The sequence below is a fragment of the Bacteroidota bacterium genome (assembly GCA_013360915.1).
In the GTDB taxonomy this organism is placed as follows: domain Bacteria; phylum Bacteroidota; class JABWAT01; order JABWAT01; family JABWAT01; genus JABWAT01.
This window is the reverse complement of the sequence record JABWAT010000002.1, coordinates 588,034-608,531: the sequence shown is the minus strand read 5'-3', so window position 1 is coordinate 608,531 and position 20,498 is coordinate 588,034. Positions and strand designations below refer to the sequence as shown.

12 protein-coding genes are annotated in these 20,498 nt (G+C 49.1%); 1 reads left to right on the top strand and 11 read right to left on the bottom strand.

The window, feature by feature from the left end; genetic code table 11:
- Positions 1–131 precede the first annotated feature (131 nt).
- Together HUU10_06305 and HUU10_06300 are read right to left on the bottom strand one after the other, a co-directional pair.
- Positions 132–8,168, bottom strand: coding sequence for a T9SS type A sorting domain-containing protein (locus HUU10_06305; protein ID NUQ81205.1), 8,037 nt, complete (start codon positions 8,166–8,168; stop codon positions 132–134).
- A complete protein-coding gene (locus tag HUU10_06300) occupies positions 8,165–9,163 on the bottom strand; it encodes a hypothetical protein (protein NUQ81204.1) in 999 nt (332 codons plus the stop codon). Before HUU10_06300 ends, HUU10_06305 begins: the two co-directional genes overlap by 4 nt.
- A gap of 188 nt (positions 9,164–9,351) precedes the next feature.
- On the opposite strand from HUU10_06300, the gene HUU10_06295 reads away from it, so the two are divergent.
- The gene (locus HUU10_06295; protein NUQ81203.1) at positions 9,352–10,716 is read left to right on the top strand and encodes a M20/M25/M40 family metallo-hydrolase; all 1,365 of its coding nucleotides are present in this window, start codon (positions 9,352–9,354) and stop codon (positions 10,714–10,716) included.
- 109 nt (positions 10,717–10,825) lie between these two features.
- On the opposite strand, the gene lpdA is transcribed toward HUU10_06295, so the two are convergent.
- The 9 genes from lpdA to HUU10_06250 form a co-directional block, all read right to left on the bottom strand.
- Positions 10,826–12,247 (bottom strand): dihydrolipoyl dehydrogenase, encoded by a 1,422-nt coding sequence (gene lpdA / locus HUU10_06290; GenBank protein NUQ81202.1) that lies wholly within the window; start codon positions 12,245–12,247, stop codon positions 10,826–10,828.
- A 38-nt stretch (positions 12,248–12,285) separates the two neighbouring features.
- Entirely contained in the window at positions 12,286–13,500 is a 1,215-nt protein-coding gene (locus HUU10_06285; GenBank protein ID NUQ81201.1) for a 2-oxo acid dehydrogenase subunit E2, read from the bottom strand.
- 9 nt (positions 13,501–13,509) lie between these two features.
- Complete coding sequence (locus tag HUU10_06280) at positions 13,510–14,484, bottom strand: alpha-ketoacid dehydrogenase subunit beta (GenBank protein NUQ81200.1); 975 nt, start codon at positions 14,482–14,484, stop codon at positions 13,510–13,512.
- 1 nt (position 14,485) lies between these two features.
- Positions 14,486–15,592 (bottom strand): thiamine pyrophosphate-dependent dehydrogenase E1 component subunit alpha, encoded by a 1,107-nt coding sequence (locus tag HUU10_06275; GenBank protein ID NUQ81199.1) that lies wholly within the window; start codon positions 15,590–15,592, stop codon positions 14,486–14,488.
- 106 nt (positions 15,593–15,698) lie between these two features.
- Positions 15,699–16,613 carry a lipoyl synthase gene (gene lipA / locus HUU10_06270; GenBank protein ID NUQ81198.1) on the bottom strand — a complete coding sequence of 305 codons (915 nt, stop codon included), beginning with the start codon at positions 16,611–16,613 and terminating at the stop codon, positions 15,699–15,701.
- Entirely contained in the window at positions 16,594–17,163 is a 570-nt protein-coding gene (locus HUU10_06265; protein NUQ81197.1) for an NUDIX hydrolase, read from the bottom strand. Before HUU10_06265 ends, lipA begins: the two co-directional genes overlap by 20 nt.
- Entirely contained in the window at positions 17,160–17,465 is a 306-nt protein-coding gene (locus HUU10_06260) for a hypothetical protein (protein ID NUQ81196.1), read from the bottom strand. Before HUU10_06260 ends, HUU10_06265 begins: the two co-directional genes overlap by 4 nt.
- A 14-nt stretch (positions 17,466–17,479) precedes the next feature.
- Positions 17,480–19,528 (bottom strand): ATP-dependent metallopeptidase FtsH/Yme1/Tma family protein, encoded by a 2,049-nt coding sequence (locus HUU10_06255; GenBank protein ID NUQ81195.1) that lies wholly within the window; start codon positions 19,526–19,528, stop codon positions 17,480–17,482.
- A gap of 3 nt (positions 19,529–19,531) precedes the next feature.
- Positions 19,532–20,404: a DMT family transporter gene (locus HUU10_06250; protein NUQ81194.1), complete on the bottom strand. Its 873-nt coding sequence runs from the start codon at positions 20,402–20,404 to the stop codon at positions 19,532–19,534.
- Between the last annotated feature and the right edge of the window lie 94 nt (positions 20,405–20,498).

Sequence of the window (20,498 nt, the reverse complement as noted above, 5' to 3'; positions counted from 1 at the left end):
GTTATTAAACCTAACAACAGTCCATTACAGTAAAAATGGACATAAAAAATCAACTTTTCAAATGAAAATCTAAAAAACTCTTTATTTTCGAAAAAGTGCTCCGGATAAATGACCCGGAGCACATTCATGCCTTATTTAAGCAAAATCATGCGAATCATTGATCGTTTCTGACCGTCTGCCGAGAAAACGGCCCAATACATTCCTGAAGCCAAACCTGATGCATCAAAGGGAATATCTGTGATTCCAGGCATCATTTTATCGTCAATTAATGTACGGACTTCCTGTCCCAGCACATTCACCACGCTCAGACGAACACGGCCTTCTTCAGGCACAGATACACGAATCAATGTGGTAGGATTAAAGGGATTCGGATAGTTTCCAAGCACGGCAAACCGTGTGGCAAGGCCTTCGAACAACACTTCTTCCAGAATGGTTTCTGATCCATCCAGATCAACCTGACGCAGTCTGTACACCGCAGGTTTTGATGTTTCGCGGATAGCCCATTCATAGTCAGACGGTGAAGTGGTGGTTCCCTTTCCACTGACAAAATCGACCGATTTCCAAGCTCCGCGGCCTGATGCAGTCAGCACAGCCTGTTCAACATGGAATCCATAATTGTTGTTTTCTGTACGGGTTGACCATTTCAGCAAGGCAGAGTTACCGTCTTTGATCAATTCAAAGGAGGACAGTTCTACAGGGACCGTGCTTTCGTCATAGAAACCAATGGTGAATTCACCATACTGATTGATGTTTTCGGCTGTGATGAGGTATCCGTCAACTGACACCGTTCCGCTGGCAATCATCCAGGGTGATTCATTGTCGGTCCGAACCAACAGTACATAGTCTGACCGGTCCTCACTCAGGAAATAGTCCTGGATATTCTCTGTATCAACCGTCAGGGAAACTGAACCGGTTCCGTTCACGCCATCGGTATTGATGGTCCAGAATCCACCTGTATAATAATCAAGAATACCAAGCGGAAGTTCACCAACCACATCAGGGTCGGTGGGACGATAGTAAACATAAAACATTGTACCAGATTCAGGCACCCCGGAAACGGTTAGATTCACATCGAAAGAGGCCGTTTCGGATCCAACCGGGAACCGATAGGTGGCTTCGGATTGTACATGACGCAGAATCTCACCTGTAAACCAGCCGTTTCCATTTCCGATTGCCCAACTTTTATCGTTTACAATGCTGACAGACGATTCTGTATTATAGACAGCAGAACCTGTCAGGTTTAACTGCCTGGTTACGGTGACAGATGAACCTACTGTGCCAGACATGATGGTTAAAACAGGAATATCATCCTCAAGAGTGATGAATTCTTCAACAAATATGCCCGACTGACTGTTTTTGATAACCAGGTTAAAACCGGTTACCGATTCAAAATCAACGTTATTTTCATCGGTATCGACACCCTCAAACACCCGTTTCCATCCATCAACCAGTGTTCCTGAAGCCGGTTCGCCATCACCAAGGTTGTTTACTGCAACGCTTCCATAGGCGACCCCATCCAGTTTTACCAGATCGTTCGTGATAAGCGCAATCTGACCCGATTCGGGAACTTCAATGGAAATCACCTGATCAGCGTTAACCAGTCCTGATCGGTCATTTTCAATGGTTTCAGAGGATGAAATCAACCAGTAAGTATTGGGAGGAAGAATATCACCTACAGCTGCAGAATAAACCGTATTACCACTTCCATCCTGAATGACCAGGTTCACGTTGCGGAGATCCTGCCAGCCAGAACCCGGATTGGCCAGTTCAATAAAGGCGGTTCCCTGACCATCAACATCCTGGTGGAATTGACTGATCAGAACACTTCCTTCGGAAAGTCCGCCTGCTGTAAAGACTCTGAAAGCATCAGAGGAAACAGATGGATATTCACCTGCATTGAAAGTCAGGCTGGTTTCCAGGTTTTCCTGAGTGAGAACCAGACCTGTGAAAGTGGCAATACCATCATTAAAAGTTACCGTCTGCTGACTTTCGGCATCCAATGTGTTGTTATTCACCGTTACTGATATTTCCAGATCGGCCACATCGATATCCAGAACACCATTGGCGTCCACCGTTCGGATTAAAAGATCAGCAAGGCTTTCGCCCACCGGAACATCATCTGGCTGGCTGACCAACTGAAGAGAGGTAGCCATAACCGATACAACGTTTGTGCCTGTGGCAGATCCAGCAGCAAATGTTGTAAACCGGCTGGTTGCACTACCCGGTTCATCCTGAGTCACACCAGTTTCATCAATGGCAAATGAGAATTGCTGTCCATCTGTGATACCGGCTGGATTCAGTGACAGGACCAGATTCAAGGTTATATGACCGCCATCGGGTGCCACAACCGGTGTACCAAATGTGAATGACATGGAAGATTCACCTACTATCGCGTCGGCGACCTTTTCGGTACCAGCGAACAATGCAGCGGCCTGAATGGCTGCACTCCAGTCGGGGACGGTGTTGACTTCACCCGCCACGATATCCAGCCCAAGCACTTCTGTATCATATGAATCAAACTCGAAGGATTCTTCCCCGCCATCGCGGATTCTGAAGGACCAGACTTCTACGCCATCCGATTTTGCGTTAATGGTTTCTGCGTTTTCTATGGAAGAAATCCCAATGGTTTCTGATTCTGCAACTGCAACCACATCGCTCAGGGATGCATATGCGGTTTCCACTGTAGCCTGAGAACCGGATGAAGCCGATTGCAGATAGTTAGCTGTCTCGCCATTGCCATTAAAGCGGTAAGCTCTGAAATGGTAAATCTCCCCTTCAGTCAGACCGGTCACGTTTACAGAGGTATCGGAACCCGAATAAACCACAAATTCTGAAGGAGATATTTCATCGCCTTCACCAAACACGGAATTGGCGTTGTAAGCCAGTCCGTCAACTGGTAATCCGTTCCCTCCTAAACCAGATCTCATGGTAACCAGCACGCTGCCGGTACCCGGGTTGTTCCATTGCAGTCGGAAAAAGGTGTTCCCGACCTGATTGGCAACCAGTCCTGTAACAGATGAAACGGGTTCAACAGCACGTATCACAAAGACGTTGGTGGTATCATTCTGCAATGATCCAGAACTGGCAACCAGACGAACTGATGCACCAGGATTTTGGGCAACCAAACCCGAAAATTCTGCAAAACCATCCGTTGCTGTTACTGTGGCAGTTGAACCGCTCGTCAGGTTATTATTCAAAGATGAAACAAGAATATCTGAGCTATAATCAGTATCCAGGTTCAGATTGGCGTCGGTGGCTTCTACCCACAGAAAAGGCTTTAAAGTGTCGCCCGAAACAGTCAGGTCCGGAGACTGGGTTATATTGAGCTGCGATGCAATAACGTTTATCCGGTTCATATTGCTGGCAGAGTTAACCGGACTGAATGAAGCAAACCGGCTGGTTGAACTGCCGGGAGCTGCCTGAACCACCGAACTATCGGTAACCGCAAATCCGAGTGTCTGATTATCGGTCAGACCAGAGGGTTTCAGCGAAATCCGCAGACTGAGGGTTTTGTTTTGTCCATCAGGAACCGATACAGCAGATCCAAAAGAAAAGATCAGTGAGGTATCACCGATGATTGCATCAGCCAGATGGGTGGTACCATCAAACAGAGAAGCCGCATTGAGGACCGTTGTCCATGACCCGGTAGAATCGGCCGGACCACGGAAGATCTTCAATCCAAGCAATTCAGTAGGGAGATTATCAAATTCGAAGACTCCCCCGCCATCCCGGACAGATACAGCCCAAACGGACGCACCGTTTGAGGCACTCAGAGGAGCCGGTTGATTGACCAGAGAGGAAACCGAAATGGCTTCGGATTCTTCAACTGCTACCACGTCACTCAGAGAAGCATAGGCTGTTTCAACCGTGGTTTGAGAACCCGATGAGGCAGTTCCCAGATAGTTAGTGGTTGCGCCATCTCCATTAAACCGATAGGCATAGTAATAATAAGTAACACCTCCGGTCAGACCGGTAATCGTAACTGATGTATCGGAACCTGAATAAACCACATATTCGGATGGAGACATTTCATCTCCTGCTCCAAACTCAGAATTGGCATCGTAAACCTGTCCGTCAACAGGAAATCCGGTTTCTCCTGAACCAGACCTCATGGTAACCAGCACACTGCCGGAACCAGGGTTGTTCCACTGGAGTTGGAAGGACGTGTTTCCAACCTGAGTGGCGACCAGACCGGTTACCGGTGAAACTGGCTGAACCGCTCTTATCACAAAGGTTTTTGTGGTATCATTCTGAAGTCCGGATGCAGAGACGAACAAACGAACAGACGGATCAGGTCCGGATGCAACCAGGTTATCAAAAACTGCCGAGCCGGCTGTTGCAGAAACTGTGGTTTCAGAACCGATGGCCAGGTTTTCGTTCAGGGAGGATACAGAAACTTCTGAGGTAAAATCAGAGTCAGCATTCTGGTTGGCATCCACTGCTGCAACAGAAAGTGACGGCTTAAGAGTATCACCGGAAACCGTGTTTACCGGTTCCTGAGTAATCATCAGGCGGGTTGCCGTAACTGCAATCCGATTCAGACCCACGCCGGATTGAATTTCTGCGAAAGCGGCAAAGCGGGAAGTCGCACTTCCGGGTTCATCCTGCTGAATCATGGAAGGATCCAACCTGAAACCAAGTGTCTGATTATCGGTGAGTCCTGTCTCGTTGAGGGAAACCCGAAGACTGTAGGAACGGCTGGCCCCATCCGGTACAGACAGTGGTGAACCAAAAGTAAAGGTCAGAGTTGAATCGCCGATAACGGCATCAGCCACATGGGCAGTGCCATCCAGTAAGGAGGCGCCTTTCAGAACCGAGGACCAAGGTCCGGTGGTATTCCCTGTTCCCTTTTTAATCACCAGTGATAAGATCTGGGTCGGGTAGGCATCAAATTCAAATCCGGTTCCTCCATCGCGGATGGTAAATCCCCAAACCGGTGCACCGGTTGTGGAAGAAAGCGGTGAGGCCTGGTTAACAAGCGAAGAGATACTGATTGATTCAGATTCGCCCACCACAATGATGTCGCTTAGTTCGGCATAGGCCTGGTTGATGGTTGTTTCAGATGCGGTCAGTCCCGATGCCATATAATTAGCAGTGGTTCCTGATCCGTTAAACTCGACCACCGAAAAATGATAAGTGGATCCCTGTGAAAGACCAGAAACGGAAACGGATGATCCGGTTCCCGAATACACCACAAAGTTTCCGGTTCCGATCTGATCACCTTGTCCAAAAGTCGTATTGGCTGAATAGCCGGTTCCATCAACAGGCAACGCATCGACTGCACTACCCTCTTTGGCCAGCACCATCCGGGCACCACCATTTCCATTGGTCCAGGAAAGGGTCAGGAAAGAATTCCCCACTGAACTGGTAGTTGCTGACGAGGCCAGTACGGATGGCTGGGAAGCAAGGACCAGGGATCCGGTTAATCTGACATCATCGATCCGCCAGGTCTCATTTGTGAGAGTATGCCGCCAGCGCAAACGGAGGTTGGCAGTAACAGCAGCCTGAGGAAGGGCAAGATTCGATATATAATACCAATCATTAGAGGTTGGCAATGTGAATAGCCCGGGCACATTAATGGCCGTCCATGTGGTACCGTTGGTGGAATATTCAAGGAAGGTGTTAGATGAATTGAAAACGGTATATGTGGAAAACCTGAAACCAAAAGACAAGCGCAAATTGCTGTAGGCTGTAGTATTAATTCCCCCAAGGCTTAACCCTTGGTTAGGGGCCAGATTGACATAATAAGACCCGGAGGCGCCTGAATAATTTGTGGAAACGGGTGCTGTGGTAGCCAAAGTACCAGGCGTCAGGGTGGGGGAACCAGTCCCGCTGCTAAACGTCAGCGTTCCTGAGTTGTCAAAATCAATCCAGGTATTTGTGTTATATGGAGAAGAAGGTGTATTAAGAGAACCATCATACATATCCTCTACAAACAATTGCGATTGAGGATTGATGATGGAAACGGAATTCAAGGCAATTGTGCCGATGCCGGGGGCGCTCAGAGAAAGCGTCAGTGCTTCCACCGTATTATGGCTGAGAGCGGAAAAGGTGGCTACACCAGAGACCGGAGTCACGGTTGAATTGGACAGCAGGCCGCTTCCATTCTCCACAACTGAAACGGAGGCTGAGTAGTCGGTATCCAGATTGTTATTACCATCCACGAAAGAAGCCACAATGGAGGGAACCCAGACAGCTCCGACTTCGAAAGCGGACCCGGCAGAGGGCTGACTGGTCACAGCAGCGATGGTAGCTGATACCTCTATCCGGTTCACATTTCCGGCCAAAGAGGAGGACGGTGCACCACCATCAGGAGTCGAAAAGACTGAAGAGGTTCCGCTGATGCCTGTACCGGTAACCGAAAATCCGATTTGCTGATTATCCGTTACGGCGGAACGGAAGGACGCACGAAGGGTCAGGTTTTTCCCGGTGTTATCATCCGCGGTGACCGTGAATCCGGTGAAACTGACCGTTGAACCGGTTACTTCAACCTCGGCAAGTTCTGTGTTTCCATCGTACAGTCCGAGACGATTCAGACTGGTATGGTTGGTAATGCTGAGATCCAGTTGAGACAGAGTGGTCGGATGAACATCACTGTCGGTTTCATCCGCTCCGCCATCGCGCACTCTGATTCCCCAGAGCGCCACAGAATTGGAAACATTCAGATCTGAGGAAGAGAAAGTGATATAGGGAATATCTGAGTTGTAAGAAAAGCCGGGTGTTTCCACGATATCAGATTCAGCATCAACGCCAGGAGGCAGCAGCAGTAAGTTCGTGGCCGAAATGGTTCCATCCGTCTTATAGTTGTAAGTCCCCGGATTGACTCCATCATAACCAAAAGGAATCACCTTGAAGTGGTAATTGACATTGGTAGAAAGACCCGTGACCACAGCAGAGGTATCGGAGGAAAAAGAACCGACGTATGCAACAGTACTGTTTCCGATCACCTGCCCAACCGTTACGGCTGCTCCATCAGTAGGAAGTCCGGTCGGAGCAGAACCTGCCCTTCTGAGTACCACATATCCCGCTGCACCCGACACAAAATCCCAGTCGAGCGCGATGCTGGTCGGGGAGTTATACGATGCAAAAAAGGTCGAAGAATGCGAAGAGGGTTCATCAGAAAAGGTGTAGAAGGTCAGTTGAGATCCATAGGCGGTACCCGTCGCATTCACCGCATAGGGTCTGGCATAGATCAATTGTCCAGCAGGAAGCCCCGTCAGATTAGCGGAAAAGGCATTGGTTGCATCTGCAGAAACGGCCGCATTGGTTTCACGGGCAGGGGCCGGATTCACATCCCAGGCTACTCCCCGTTCTGAAATGGTACCAGCTGCACCACCTGAGGTCCAACCAAGGGAGGTTAAGGTTCCTGTTACAGTGGCTGTGGATTGAGAGATTGAAGAAACCGACCCAGAGGTAACGGCGGCAACACGGTTTGCCAGAATCGAAACAGCTTCAGCCCATGTGCGGGTGATACGGAGACCATCAAAGGTGCCAGGGACTCCACCATGAAGCTGGACTCTGCCAATGTTTGCATCTGTCTGATTGTTATCGGATGGAGTAATGGTTGCAGAAGGCTCGATACTTGGGATTTGTGTATCAGAATCAAATACAATTAGTGAGTGAGTGTCATTGGACGAACCTGCGTTAATGACAGTCTTCAGAACCACCATATAGGTAGTTGAAAAGTTGTACAATTGGGTCGAATAAGTGACCGTACCCGTTGTATTCTTTCTTATTCCGAATTGAAACTGACTACCTGATTTCCTTGCATAAAGCTGTACACCACGGAGGCCATCACTATATGCCAGGATTTGTTGGTCAGTGGCCTGAAGCGCTGAGTTCACATTCATCAGGAAGGAACTGTAGACCGTTCCTGATGAAATGGTGGTCAGGTTAAATTTGATTTGGTTATTATTACTTGGCGAAACTGTACTGATGGTGACACCATTAGCAATTCCAGAGCCGCTATAATTTCCAAATGTCAAGCCACCGGATACAGTGAATTTTGTGGAATCACCAGCTTGTCTTTTCCAAATTGTATTCGCAGGATCATCAACAAGTACATTCGCACTGGTATAGTTAAAATTTTCAGTTAAAACAACCTGACCAAAAACAGAAGACAAACCGGTCGTTAACAGAATTCCCAATACGATAATCAGTTTTTTCATGAGTTAACCTTAAATGGAAAATGTGAAAGTGTAGTAGAGGAGAGAAAAAAATCGGGGACAGCCTGAAGAAGTTGATTGTTCAGACGATCGTATAAATGCCCGATGCCTCCTGACCAGAACGGACTGATAGAAAAATCGTTAGAAACCAACCAAACAATCGTTTTGCCGGTTTCACTTGAAAAGAAAGGTTGAGATGAATGATTTTTTAAAACTTTACGGTTGTCATCCGGCTTCACAAGTCCGGTTAGTTGATAAGGAACCACTCTTTTTTCAGACAGGTCCACGGGTGTTTCTGCCGGAGCGTTCATCCATGCTTCACAGATCTGATAAGAATCGGGAGTCTGGATGAGATGAATCACCCAACCCGATTTAAACTGAATGACTACCGATGTTTGCTGACGATCAACTGACAGCACTTCGGACAGATCAAAATGAAAGGAACCAACCTGATTTTCGGTCTGACTCGTTTCGGTTACAAGAGACGTCGCAGGAGTTGAAACCACCTTTGGTTCAGCACTTCCCGATTTCAGCCGTTTGGCCATGATTTCCTGGTGTGTCTGGAATCCAAGTAAACGTTCATCCTTATACCGGATTCTTCCCTGTTCGGTTACCACGACGAGGACGCCGCTTTCGGGATTGGTCTTAAGACGTACCGGCTTACCCCAGTCATCACGCAGGTTCACTACTTTCCAGGGTTCCGACAGACCAGACCGTTTATACAACTGGTTACCGGAGATTCCCCACCAGGTTGATCCCATTTTGCGGGCAGGAGCATCAAAGGAAGGCTGGAAAGGTGCTTCAATTGTAAAGGATTGAACCGGGGCTGATTGAATAGAAGCAACGATGGATTGTTCAGCAATTACCAGGGATGGGTGTGCAACCGGACGAATCTGTATGGCAGGCAGTGTCAGTTCTGTCTGAGCATAGCCAGAAGCAGACCACCACAGTCCGGTACAGAGAGACAGACTTAAGAATAAAAGGGGTTTCCGGTTCATGGCTGTATCATTTGCACAGTAAAGTTAGGGGAACCGATTCTCAGAATCAATCTTGCATTGTGAAGGGGGTCACAGTAATTTACCCTTTTATACTGGCCGTCACATGACCATTGCACATAACATATTCAGGATCTTTGATCCGGCCACCTACAGCAGCACCCCAATTAAATGATACAGGAGAAATCGTCATGATCAGCAGGAAGGAATATATTGATCAGTCAAAGCAAGGTTTTATCAGTCATCTGAAACGATTTGTGGAAATCCCTTCGGTTTCCATGCTTCCGGAACATAAAAAGGATATCCGGGCGGCGGCCGTCTTTGCCGCTGATCTTCTGACCAGTTTTGGACTGAAAGCCGACGTCACAGAAACCAGCGGAAATCCGGTTGTGACTGCATCGGGACCCTTTCACCCGGATTGGCCTACCATCACCATCTATAATCATATAGATGTACAACCAGGTAATGAACCTGAATGGAAAACCGATCCGTTTGTTCTTTCTGTGGATGGTGACACCTTTACAGGGCGCGGGTCCACAGATGACAAAGGCCCGGCTCTGACAGCACTTTATGCAGCCAGATACGCCATCGAAAGCCGGATTCCAGTCAATCTTAAGTTTATCTGGGAACTGGAAGAAGAGATCGGGTCACCCAGTTTCGAGGAATTTCTGCTGAAAAAGAAAAAGGACCTCGTCACCGATTCGGTCCTTGTTTCTGATACCATCTGGCTGAACCGTCAGAAGCCATCTGTTCCCTACGGTTTGCGCGGCCTGCAGACTTACCGGTTGATTCTCGAAACCGGGGAGAAAGATTGCCATTCCGGATTGTGCGGTGGCGCAGCCCGGAATCCGATTGCGGAGATGGCTTTGTTGCTGAGTCAGCTGCACGATGCCCATACCGGTGATGTGCACATACCCGGCTTTTATGACGATGTGAGAAAACCCAAAAAACGGGAAATTGTCAATTTCATTGAATCAGGATTCGATCCTGAAAAGTTTAAAAAAGCACATGGCCTCAAATCATTGAGATATCCGAATCCGGGCATGATCACCACCCGGATCTGGGCACTTCCCACTTTCGAAGTCCATGGGATTGTGGGCGGATATACCGGCCCGGGTGTAAAAACGGCGATTCCACCGCGGGTGGAAGCCAAGATTTCAACCCGGTTGGTTCCGGATCAGACCCCAGATAAAATTACCCGATTACTGAAAAAGGCCGTTAAGGAACTGAATGATGAAGTCAAGGTGATTCCGGAAGGCGGGCTTGTTCCATATCTGGGTGATTTTGAGGGATTCTATGCTGAAGCAGCCGTCAAAGCCATTGAACATGCCTTCGGTACCACCCCTGCATTTACACGGGAGGGTGGCTCGATCGGAGCGGTGGTTACCATGCAAAAGCATCTGAAAGTACCGATTAATTTCCTTGGACTGTCTCTGCCCGAACATGGCTATCACGCTCCGAATGAAAACTATGACTGGCAACAAGCCTCCGGCGGGATGTCCATGTTCCTGAAATATTTTGATATTCTCGGAGAAGCAGGTAAAAAGAAAAAGTAAAGTACCAGCATCCATGATTTCGTAATTGTCAGACGGAAAGTTATCCGACAAAAGCATCATGGTTCAACTATCATCAAAAGAAAAAGGCCACTCAGGGTGGCCTTTTTCTTTACTTCTTCGGATTCAGGATATGAACCGCTTCACCTTTGGCAGCCTTCCCGGCTTCCATCATGATTTCTCCCAGTGTGGGGTGCGGGTGAACGGTCAGGTGGATGTCGTCGAGAGTGGCGCCCATTTCGATGGCAAGCGCTGCCTCTGAGATCATGTCACTGGCATTGGTACCAACAATTTCGACACCTAGAATTCGCTCAGTTTTGGCATCAGCGACAATTTTTGCGAACCCTTCTATATCTCCCGTTGATTTCGCACGTCCGAGAGCGGCGTAGGGGAACTTTCCAACTTTCACTTCTCTTCCCTTTTTGGCTGCTTCATCTTCAGTCATTCCGGCCAGGCCGATTTCAGGGTCGGTGAAAATCACGCCCGGGATAACATGGGTATCTTCAGTAGAGAATTTGTGTCCGGCAATGTTTTCGGCTGCAATTTCACCTTCCTTAGAGGCTTTGTGGGCGAGCATCGGATTTCCAACGACATCGCCAATGGCGTAAATGGTTGGCACCGAGGTCTGCAGTTTGTCATTAACTTCTATGAAACCCCGGTCATTGGTTTTCACCCCGATGGTTTCGGCACCGAAGCCCTTTGAATTGGGACGGCGACCCACTGCAACCGCAATCATCTGTGCAGTAACGGTCTGATCTTTTCCACCCACTTCAAAAGTCAGTTCTGCTCCCTGCGATGTTTCCTTCCAGGATTTTGCTTTGGCTGATGTATAAATGTCGGCTTTGTTCCGCTTCAGTTTACGTTCAATCAGCTGAGCCACATCTTTTGACGTTCCAGGCAGCACCTGATCCATCATTTCAACGACCGTCAGTTTTGTGCCGAGTTTGGCATATACGGTTCCCAGTTCCAGACCAATCACCCCACCACCAATCAGAATCAGGGATTCCGGTATTTCCTTCAGTTCAAGCAGATCGGTTGAATCGACGATCCGTTTGTGATCGAAAGTAAATCCGGGAATCTGAATCGGGGAGGATCCGGTGGCAATGATACAATTTTTAAAACGGATGGTATGTTTCTCTCCGGATTTTTCAACCAGATCGGCCGTGGTGGCTGAGGTAAGAGTGGCTGTCCCAAACCGATGCTCCACACCATTCCCTTTCAGCAATCCGGCAATTCCGCTTGTGAGGGAATCAATGATTCCGTTTTTCCATTCCTGAGTTTTGCCCCAGTCGATGGAAACCCCAGACGCTTTAATTCCCATTTTTTCGTTTCCGGAAACGGTCTTTTCATAGGTCTTGGCCATCTGGATCAGTGATTTGGAGGGGATACATCCCCAATTCAGACAGACACCACCCAGGGCTTTGTCTTTTTCAACGACCAGCGTTTTCACACCAAGCTGGCCCAGGCGTATTCCGGCCACATAGCCACCGGGACCTGCACCAATAACCAGACAATCCACATTCAATTCAGCCATTTATATACTCCATGATTACCGGTTTTTCCGGTTTACGTTTATCGAAGATGAATCAGTAACAATTCTGGGCGCGATAAGATTTCAGCAAATGTATTGCCACAACGAACGGCATCGGCCCCATCCACAATCCGGTGGTCACAACTCCAGGAATGATACATCATCCAGCGGACCTTCAGTTCTCCATCAACCACAACGGGGCGCTGCTGGATTTTTCCGGGGGCCATAATGGCCACTTCGGGGAAATTAATCACCGGTGTTGCCATCAGACCGCCTATGGCACCCACATTTGAAATGGTAAATGAACCCTCCTTTAACTCATCCGGACGGACCTGACCTTTTTTCGTCCGGGCCGCCAGGTCCTGAAGGACCGATGCTATATTATATATAGAAAGGTTTTTAACATCCCGGATGACAGGAACTATCAATCCGGTTGGGGTATCCATGCCAATCCCGATGTTAATCGACTTTTTCAACCGGATCACATTCTTCGACGTATCCAAGGTAGAGTTAAGAATCGGGTGTTTGGCCAGTGCAAGGCCAAGCGCTTTCAGAATAAAAGCCATGTAGGTCAGCTTAATGCCTTCCTGTTCTGCCTCTGATTTAAGCCGGTTCCGGATGGCGACCAGATCGGTTACATCCACTTCGTCCATGTAGGTGAAATGAGGAGCTGTGAATTTGGACTGCACCATCCGGTCTGCAATTTTCCTGCGGATACCGGTAAACGGGATTTCTTCATCGGCAACCGGTTCAACAGTGGGTAAAGCGGGTTTAGCCGGTTTGGAGGCAACACCACCAGAGGCAGCCTTGACATCCTCATCGGTGATACGGCCATTCTTACCGGATCCAGACAGCAGGGACAGATTGACTCCCAAAGAACGGGCCAGTTTACGGGTACCCGGTGTGGCCAGTACATCTCCTGAACCGGAAGGCTGCACAGGTTTTTCGGGGATGACCGGGTCCGGTTCCGTTTTTGAACCTGATTCAATCGGAGTGGATGGGAACACCGTCTCACCATCCAGAGCGATATCGACCATAGGTTGATGAACCGGCATGACATCCCCCTCACGACCATACAATTTCAGTATTTTTCCCACTTTGGGTGATGAAATCAGCACGGTGGCTTTATCGGTCATGACTTCAACCATGGGTTGATCTTCAATGACGGAATCGCCCTCTTTCACATGCCATTTGACGATTTCTCCTTCAGCCGTGCCTTCACCAATATCGGGAAGCAGAAATTGAAAGACTGACATGGTGACTCCTTAAAATTCCAGGGTCTGACGGATGGCCCACAAGACCCGTTTGGGGTTAGGATAGTATTCGTAGTCGAAGGAAAAGGGATAGTGCGTATCCCACCCGGTTAACCGCTGAACCGGTGCCTGAAGCCGTGTCATATTCCGTTCGTGAATACTGGCAGACAATTCGGCCCCGAAACCGCTGGTTCTGGGAGCTTCATGAACAACAACACACCGGCCGGTTTTCTGAACGGAGGCATCGACCGTTGTGGCATCCCAGGGAAGAATGGTTCTGAGATCGATCACCTCAACCGAAATTCCTTCTTTCTCGGCCAGTTTTGCAGCTTCCATGTTAATATGGTGAATGGCACCCCAGCCGATCACCGTTACATCGGTACCTTCTCTGGCCACTCGGGCTTTCCCAAGGGGAATTTCATAATAGTCGGCTGGAACTTCCCCTTTTGCAGACCGGTAGATTTTTTTTGGTTCGAAGAAAATGACCGGATTCTGGTCCTGAATGGATGCCAGCAGCAACCCCTTTGCTTCGTAAGGATCGGAAGGAACCACGATTTTCAGGCCGGGGGCATGGGAATAGAATGCTTCCGGTGACTGGCTGTGATAATGACCCCCGTTGATCCCGCCTCCATATGGTGTGCGGATAACCAGCGGACATGGGTACATGCCACCGGACCGGTATCTGGATTTGGCGATTTCATTGACAATCTGATCGAAGGCCGGATACATGTAATCGGCAAACTGTATTTCAGCGACGGGTTTGATACCATAGATAGAAAGGCCGAGAGCAAAGCCAGCGATTCCCTGTTCACAGATGGGTGTATCGAAGCAACGGTCGGCACCGAATCGTTCCTGAAGACCTTTCGTGGCACGGAAAACACCGCCATAAGCACCGGCATCTTCACCGAAAGCCACCACATCAGAGTCCCGCTCAAAGGCCAGATGCAAAGCGTTATTGATCGCTTCTATAATATTCATTACCGGCATATCAGCGTTTTCCTTCCATTTTAAGGAAAGACTGCATCATTTCTTTCTGTTCCTGCAGATGCCAGGGGATTTCATCGTAGATGTCATCAAACATGATGTCGGCATCGGGTTTTCCAATGGATTCTGCCTGTTTGATACATTCAATCAGTTCTTTTTCGCATTCCTGTTCCCATGCTTTTTCCTCGTCGGAAGTCCACAGACCTGCTTTCATCATGTAGTGACGCAGGCGCACGAGGGGTTCCCGGTCTTTCCACGGCCCATCATCCCGGTCCTCACTGCGGTAAGCGGAGGGATCGTCGGAGGTGGAGTGCGAACTGAGGCGGTAAGTCAGGGCTTCAATCAGGGTGGCTCCGCCTCCCGAAACAGCCCGTTCACGAGCCTGACGGGTTACTTCAATCACGGCAAAAATATCATTGCCATCGACCCGCACCCCTTCAATTCCATAGGCGAAGGATTTAACTGCAATGGATTCAGCAGCGGTTTGGCGGTTAAAAGGCGTTGAAATGGCCCATCCGTTGTTTCTGCAGAATAATACGGATGGGGTTTTGTACACACCGGCGAAATTACAGGCGGCATGAAAATCACCCTCACTGGTGGTGCCTTCCCCAAAAAATGCCAGGGTAACGGCATCCTGTTTTTTCAGCTTCATGGCATAGGCCGTTCCGACACTTTGCGGAATCTGGGTTCCCAATGTGGAAGAAATGGTTACCAGATTATGATCGCGGCTTCCCCAGTGCATGGGCATCTGGCGGCCCTTCTGAATGTCACCGGCATTGCCGAAAATCTGATTAACGAACAACTGAAGCGGGAATCCGCGTAAGAAAGCCGCGCCCTGTTCACGGTATTGCGGAAAAATCCAGTCCTGCGGTTTCAAGGCATAGGTGGCCCCGATGTGGGTGGCCTCTTCGCCATAGGTGGACATGTAGAAGGCGATCCGGCCCTGACGTTGCATTTTAAACATGCGGGCATCGATCACTCTTACACGGATCATGGTTTTCAGCAACAGAATCAGATCCTGATCAGGAACAGTTGGCAAGGATTTGCCCTTGAGCGGAACTCCTTTCTCATCGAGAAACTGAACCACAGGAAGTAAGGGCGGTTGGGGCATGCTGAGAGTCTCCGATTGGTGTTAAACCAGCACCCGTGCAGATATTTGAACTGTCCGGGCTTAAAAATCTGTTTGTGAAATTAATCCGACCCGCGGCTTTTTCCAATTAGCGGTGGGATACGGACACATGGGTCTGCATCCGCCGATCCTGAATCATTCCTTTCATGAACAATTCTCCTGCCCGGTAAGAAGTTCGTACCAAAGGACCGCTGGCCACGTACAGAAAACCCAGTTCCTTTCCAATGGTTTCATAGTCCCGGAACTGGTCAGGATGGATGTATTCTTTCACCTCGAGGTGCCAGGTTGTCGGCCGTAAATATTGGCCAATGGTCAGAATATCCACCTGATGTTTGCGCAAATCCTTCATGGATTCAATCATTTCGTCGCGGGTTTCGCCCAGCCCAACCATCAGTGAGGATTTGGTGTACTGGTGGGGATAGTTGTTTTTAACCCATTGAAGAATACTGAGGGACTGATCATAATCGCAGCGGCCATCACGAACGGTGGGAGATAACCGACGAACGGTTTCAATGTTGTGAGCATATACGTCGGGATTAGAGTCTGCCACCACTTTCACCTGGTCCAGGTTTCCCATAAAGTCCCCCGCCAGCATTTCAATCAGGGTGTTGGGGTCTTTTTCCCTGATCGCGCGAATGGTCGCGGCCACCTGACCAGCACCACCATCCGGCAGATCATCCCGATCCACCATGGTCAGTACCACATAGTCCAGACCCATGATGTGAGCTGACTCAGCAATTTTTGCGGGTTCCTGCAAATCGACCGGCTCACCGTTCTTTGCCGTGTTTACATGGCAAAATCGGCAGCCCCGGGTACAGGTTTTACCCAGAATCATAAAGGTGGCCGTTCCGCCACCCCAGCATTCTGACATGTTGGGGCATCTGGCTTCCTGGCAAACCGTCGACAGGTTGTTGCCGGTAACCAGCCCCTTGATTAACTGATAGCGCTCACCACCCGGTGGTGTGATTTTCAACCACTCAGGTTTAACCGATTTGTGTTCCATGGTTTCCGGATGTTGTTTGGTTTAGCCAGAGAAAAAGTCCGTTCATTACCAGCGCATGGCTGAACTCACCTGCGAGCAATCGTTCCCTGATTTCATGTATGGGCATCAGAACGATTTCAATTTCCTCGGCCGGGTCTGGATTAACCTGACCAGAGGGTAAGCAATCTTCTGCAAGGAGGTAGTAGCAGGTATTGGATTGAATGGCCGGATTCGGAAAGGATTTTCCGAGAAGACGAGCTGAACCTGAGCGGTAGCCTGTTTCTTCTTCCAGTTCCCTGAGTCCGCCGGCAACCGGATCTTCACCAGGGTGAATGGCACCACCGGGAAGCTCCAGAGTGAACTCTCCGACTCCGTGCCGGAACTGACGGACGAGGACCAGATGACCATCACTGGTCACCGGGATCACATTTACCCAATCATAGCCTTCAATGGTATAGAAGTCATGTTCGATGCCGCTGAGGGTGCTTTTCCGTCTGGAGCGGTGAACCGTAAAAATGCGGCAATCGGCATGAACTGCCGACGAGAGTACTTTCCAGGAACCCGGCTTCACTCCAGACACCGTCCGGTTTTACATTGATCACTGCCCACCGACTGGCTCATCAGATCGCTTACTGCCAGAAACCACTCTCTGGTGGTTCTTGCAAATCCTGCATGCACCGGCTGTATGTCGATTGACATGAAGGATGCATCAGGCGAAAAGAGAATCCAGCCAATCACATTCCCATCCTGCAAAAGGGTCCATTCACCAGGCTGACGCTGGCAGGCCACCTCACTTTCGACCTCTTCGGATGCCTCAATAAGGGCATCCATCAGGTTGATAGGAATGTAAAATTGAATGGATTCTTTATTCATTGAAAAGAAAGTGCTTATTGGTGAGGTTCTTCGGTTGGTTCCTGAGAGACCGGTGGTGCTACCGGTTCACCGTGTGAATCCATACCTGCCATGGCCTCATCCTGACGCTTGGCAATATCGGCTTCGTCTTCTGCCATTCCTGCCTTCGGACCGAGCATTTCAATCAGATCGGCTTTATCCAGAATTTCTTTTTCAAGTAACTTAGAGGCCATGGCTTCCAGAAGGTCTCTTTTTTCGATCAGAAGATTTCTAACCCGGATATGACAATCATGAATGATTTTTCTGACTTCCATGTCAATTTCATGGGCCACCTGATCACCATATTTCCGTTCATAGCCAATACCGGCAATGAAGTTCTGGCTTTTTGAGTCAGCAAAGGACATGTATCCGATTTTCTCTGACATTCCATAAATGGTGACCATCGAATAGGCCATATCTGTTACCCGTTCCAGATCATTCTGAGCGCCGGTCGAAATTTCTGCGAAAGTGATTTCTTCGGCCACGCGTCCACCCAGTAAGGCACACATTCTTTCAATGATTTCTGAACGCGTCATCAGATAACGGTCCTCCAGAGGTGTCTGAAGTGTGTAGCCCAGTGCACCAAATCCACGCGGCACAATAGAAACTTTCTGGACCGGGTCGGTCGATTCGAGGAACCAGCCAATGATGGCATGACCCGATTCATGATAGGCAATGACCTTCTTCTCCTTCGGATTGATCAGTTTATTCTTCTTTTCCAGTCCGGCGATGGATCGTTCGATGGCCATGTGGAAATCGGTCATTTCAATGGTATCACGGCCATTTCTTGCTGCAAGAAGTGCTGCCTCGTTACAGATATTTGCGATATCGGCACCAGCGAATCCTGGCGTATTGGCAGCAAGGGACCTAAGATCAACGTTTTCACCTAACGTGAGGTTTTTGGTATGGACTCTGAATATGGCAATGCGACCAATCAGGTCGGGTTTATCAATCAACACCTGGCGGTCAAACCGGCCCGGACGAAGCAAAGCCGGATCGAGAACATCGGGACGGTTGGTGGCACCCACCATAATCACTCCCTTTTCAGTGGAGAAGCCATCCATTTCGACCAGCAGTTGATTGAGGGTGTTTTCACGTTCATCATTGGCACCCATCATGGCACCACGTCCACGTGAACGGCCAATGGCATCCAGTTCATCAATGAAAATGATACAAGGAGCTTTTTCTTTGGCCTGTTTAAACAGGTCACGCACACGCGCTGCACCCACACCGACGAACATTTCAACGAAATCGGAACCACTCAGAGAAAAAAACGGAACGCCCGCCTCACCCGCCATGGCTTTTGCGATAAGGGTTTTACCGGTGCCCGGAGGTCCGACCAGCAGAACGCCTTTTGGGAGCTTTCCGCCCAGACGGGTGAATTTGCCCGGATCTTTCAGAAACTCAACTATTTCGCGTACTTCTTCCTTGGCTTCATCGAGACCGGCCACATCCTTGAAAGTCAGTTTATGGTCATCTTCAGAATACATGACCGCCTTGTTTTTACCAATATTCAGAACCTGGCTGCCCGGAGAGATGCGACGGAACAGAAAGATCCAGATACCGACCAGGATGGCGAAAGGCAGCAACATACTCAGCAGATCGGTAAACCAGTTTGATTCAATGATTCCCCAATATTCAACATTATTCGCAATCAGAAAGGGGATCAATTCCTTGTCATCAATGGCCACAACCCTGAACCGGGATTTGTCATCTCCACCCTGAAAGAGACCGGGTGAAGAAGTCTGAGGTGGAACGGCTTCAGGACGATAGCTGACATCGAGGTAGGTCTGACCAATGGCGACGCTTTTAATCTTCCCGTCGGTGACCAATTGTCTGAAGACGTGGTAGGGTACTTCCTTACGTGCGCCGCCCACAAAAAGCGATTGAATGGTCAGGGCAACAACAAGGATGATCAGAAAACCCCAAAGTCCGAACTTGGGTTTATTCCCGTTCTGATCCGGATTCTGGTCACGACGGGGATCTGACGTGCCTTTGGGTTTTCCATCCGGTCCGTTTGCTTTGTTAAAAAAATCGAAGGCCATGTTTTATTTTTTTCTTTCTTTCCACAATTCCGATATCAATAATCCGATAACAATAACTATGCCACCAAAGATTCCGGCCAAACCGATGCGTTCATCCAGCACCATGAATGCCAGAATTGCCGAGAATACCGGTTCCATGGTAAAAATCACAGCCGCTTTGGCAGGAGTGGTATCCTTCTGGTAGCGGGTCTGAATGAAGGTTGTCACAATGGTCGCCAGAATGGCCAGATAAACCACCGACACAATCAGCTCCTGATTCATAACCACGGTCGGTGCTTCAAACATCGGTGCCAGAAGCAGGGATCCGGCTGCTGTCACTGCAAACTGCATAAAGGTCAGCTGCCAGATGTTATCCTTCCGGGTGGCAATGTCCAGATAGACAATGTAAAGGGCGAATGAAATGGCACAAATAAAGGTCAGTACATTCCCGAACATCCGGTCGCCATCGAGCAACCGATCGGGACTGATCATCAGATACAGACCGATTGTCACCAGAACCACGCCGGTCCAGACTCCCTTTCCCGGCGCCTTCTTTTCGATAAATACTTGAAAAAGCGGCGTCAGAATGACCAGCAAACCGGTAATAAATCCGCTGTGGCTGGCCGTAGTATACTTCAGACCGGTAGTCTGAAAGGCAAAACCGGCCAGCAAAGTCAGAATGACCACCCATGAGGAACCGGAGAGCCTGAACGGACTGCTGAAAATCTGCCGGTGAAAGATCAACCCGAAGACCAGTGCTGCCAGGGAAAACCGGATACCGAGAAAAACCAGCGGAGAGGCATGATCCAGGGAGGATTTGGTAATAACAAACGTGCTGCCCCAGATAATGGTGATAAGAAGCAGTAACAATTCGGCTTTTTTATCGCGGGAGATCATGGACCTAAGATCAGCACCATCGCACAGACATGCAAAAAAGTGATAATGAACATTTAACGACCCGCAGGTTTCCTGTTAAACCAGCCGGGACTAT